Below are 3,361 nucleotides of genomic sequence, written 5' to 3' on the forward strand. Positions count from 1 at the left end.
AATCAAAACTATCTACAAATGCTTAATAACACTAGCGGCCGTCATTGCATAATTTGCAATTTGGGTATGTGATATTTTTATTCCATGTATTTCCGCTAACGCGTGAGCGGTTTGCCTAGTAGATAACTTGAGATTAACATGATAAGTCAAGCATAATCCAAGTATGTGAGGATTAAATTTCTTAAAATTAAAGCTAGTAGCTTGTTTAGGAAGTTTATATAAATCCATTTTAAAGAAGTTGATATTAAACTCTCTATATATGTAATGAAGTTTGTATTTGTATTTATCAGTACTTGGTAAATCTTTAGGCAACTTTTTTATATTATTTAAGTAATAAGAGCATTTGGAGTTATTACATTTATGTACATTATAATGCTTACGTTCTTTTTGCTCAGTAAGAGTACTATTGCAGTAAGGACACTTAAACACTAAGGACTTTGAAGCGTAGTTATATTCCTTAAAAGTCAAGCCACAAATCTTACATTGATATTGTCCACGACTACCATTGTCATTGTAGATATATTGATGTGGTGCACCGCATTTAGGGCAAGTAGTTTTTATAGGAATACTCTTACCGGAACGTCTTTGGACGGGTTTAATAAGCTTGTTATATTTATATTTGTAGTACTCTAGGAGCAATATATAATCAACTTTTTCAAATCTAATGATCTTAGGCAGTTTGTCTACTTTGAACTTTTGATATTCCGGGTTATTTGAGTCATCAAATGCCATTTGCTTAAGTGGAATATACTTTGAAATAAATAAAACTAGCTGAAAAATGGTATTAAGTAAGTATTGATTATAAGTAATTAAATAAGTTATAATTGAATCCATAACAATGACAACCTTTCGTAGTTATTTTGTGTTGTGGTGATTCAATTTTAACACGAAATTAGGGGGGGGGCATTGTTTTTTTATACAAAAAAACTCTCGAACCCTTGATATATAAATATTTTAAAAAGAAAATGGTGTAAAAAACTTTATACTAACTTAAATAAAATGGGGGTATATATATGAAAAAAGGAAAGTCAGTTAATAAGAAGCATCAGAAATAAATGAAGTATCAGCTGAGAGTTCTTTTAATTATTACAGCTATTATTCCAATTATTTTAATTGAAGCAGTAAATATTGACTATCTTAGAAGAAATATTCAAATTCAGGCTTCTCTTTCTATTGGAAATGAAGCAAAAGCAATAAGCAATATTATAGATAATGGAAATAATAAACTCTTTGCTGATTTAGAAAACTTTTCATTACAAAAAGATCTTATGAATTTAGAAGGAAATAATAAGATCAGAGAAATGGAGAATGTTCAAAAATCATTAGAGAATTATCAAAAAGTGAATTCTGATGTTATAAATGTTGCTATGGGGACAGAAGATGGCAAATTTTTAATGGCACCTTATGAAGAAATTGATGAAAGTTTTGATGCAAGAACTAGAGTATGGTATAAAAATGCCATTATCAATCCAGATAAGGTTGTTATATCAGAACCCTATGAAGATATAGTTACAAAGAAAATAGTTATTACATATTCTAAAGCTTTTAAAAATGAAGCAGGAAAAGTAATAGGAGTTGTGTGTGTCGATAAAAATTTAGATATACTTTCTGAACTTGTAAATAGTCAAACATTAACTAATGGATCTTTTGCTCTCGTTTTAAGTGGAGAGGGAAAAGTAATTGCTAGTAAAGATTCAGAATTAATTGGAAAGGATGTATCAGAACTTTCTTGGTTAGAAAATATTATAGATTTAGAAGCTGGAAAAGATAATAGGGTAAATATTGAAGGAAAAAGTTATTCTGCCTATAAAGCAATAGATGAAGAAAGTGGAATTATTTCAGTTGTATTTATGCCAAATTCAGAATTAACTAATAAAGTATTGGAAGGAATATTAATACCATTTGCCTTATTTGTTATTGTAATAATTTTAAGTGCTGTTTTTTCGAAAATATTTACTAAGAAGCTTACAGAGCCTATAAAAATGGTTAATACTGCATTAAGTAAAATTAAAGAGGGGGATTTTACTGTAAATGTTAAAGAAGATAATACATATACTAAAGAAATAAATTCTATGATAGGCAGCTTAAATGCCTTAGTTGGAAGTTTAGGAATATTATTAAATGGAATAAAAGAAGCAGCAGAAAATGTAGATGAGGGAAGTGTTTCTTTATTTGAAATAATAACAGAGTCTAATAGAGTAGGTGAAGAAGTTGCTAAATCAGTTCAACAAATAGCTGTAGGTGCAACAGATCAGGCAGCTCAATTAGATGAAGGTGCAAATGAACTTTCTGAATTAGAAAAGGGAATTAATATTTCAATAAGTAAAGCTAAGGATATGCTAAATAACTCAAAGGAAGTAAAAAAAGCAACAGACGACGGTACATATGCTATATCAAATTTAACAGATACATATGAAAAGAATAAAGAAGCTAGTATAAAGATGGCTGAGAAAGTAAATATTTTATCAGCTAAGTCAGAAGAAATAGGAATCATAGTTGATACAATACAAGATATAACAGATCAAACTAACCTTCTAGCCTTAAATGCTAGCATAGAAGCTGCTAGGGCAGGTGAAGTTGGAAAGGGCTTTGCTGTTGTAGCAGAAGAAGTAAGAAAATTAGCAGAAGAGTCTTCAAAATCAGCTAATGAAATAAATAATGTTATAGTAGAAATAAAAAACAGTATAAAAGAACTAAATGAACAAACTATAACCACTCAGAAGTTAAATAATGAAACGGGAGAAAGTTTAGATATAACAAAGGAAAAATTCTATATTATAGATACAAAAATTAAAGAATTAGAAGAGAATATTAATGATGTAAGTGAATCTTTAAATAAGATTACAACAAGCAAGGAAAACGTAGTTAATAAGCTTAGCAGCGTAGTAGCTGTATCTCAAGAAACAGCAGCAATAACTGAAGAAGTGAGTGCTGCTTCAGAACAACAATCTGCAGGATTAAACGAAATGACAGTACAAGCTCAAACTTTAAAGGAGTATGCCGGACTGTTAGATGAACTTATTAAAAAATTTAAAATTTAGGGTTTATAAAATTAATTTAGAAAGGGAACTACGGTGTTAGTTCTCTTTTTTTGTAGAAATATTGGAGAAAATAATGGAAGAAATATATTTACAATTGAACGTATGTTCGCTATTATGAAAGGGGAATATATATTTGATATTGATGCTATAGTTATAGCTATTATTGTCCAATAATTAAAATAGATTATGGGAGAATAATATAAGGAGCATTCCTGTAATGAAATAATTTAAGAGTGGATAAAAAAAGCACCTCCTGATAGAATACGGGGTATAAGGCTTTGCAAAGCTTATCCCTAATTAAATAAAACTATCATTGGAGG

3 protein-coding genes are annotated in these 3,361 nt (G+C 29.1%); 2 read left to right on the forward strand and 1 reads right to left on the reverse strand.

What is annotated here, in order from left to right:
- Positions 1-12 precede the first annotated feature (12 nt).
- Positions 13-834, reverse strand: coding sequence for a transposase (locus tag KQI16_RS10915; protein WP_286173079.1), 822 nt, complete (start codon positions 832-834; stop codon positions 13-15).
- Positions 835-1,055: 221 nt separating this feature from the next.
- On the opposite strand from KQI16_RS10915, the gene KQI16_RS10920 reads away from it, so the two are divergent.
- Entirely contained in the window at positions 1,056-3,041 is a 1,986-nt protein-coding gene (locus tag KQI16_RS10920; RefSeq protein ID WP_286173080.1) for a methyl-accepting chemotaxis protein, read from the forward strand.
- A gap of 33 nt (positions 3,042-3,074) precedes the next feature.
- Positions 3,075-3,215, forward strand: coding sequence for a hypothetical protein (locus KQI16_RS10925; RefSeq protein ID WP_216434401.1), 141 nt, complete (start codon positions 3,075-3,077; stop codon positions 3,213-3,215).
- The last annotated feature ends 146 nt before the right edge of the window (positions 3,216-3,361 follow it).

Source organism: Caproiciproducens sp. MSJ-32, assembly GCF_018918055.1.
Classification (GTDB): Bacteria; Bacillota; Clostridia; order Clostridiales; family Clostridiaceae; genus Clostridium.

Bases quoted from the DNA above. Each gene is read 5' to 3' on its own strand.
- KQI16_RS10915 (WP_286173079.1), bottom strand. From the start codon at position 834: ATGGATTCAATTATAACTTATTTAATTACTTATAATCAATACTTACTT.
- KQI16_RS10920 (WP_286173080.1), top strand. From the start codon at position 1,056: ATGAAGTATCAGCTGAGAGTTCTTTTAATTATTACAGCTATTATTCCA.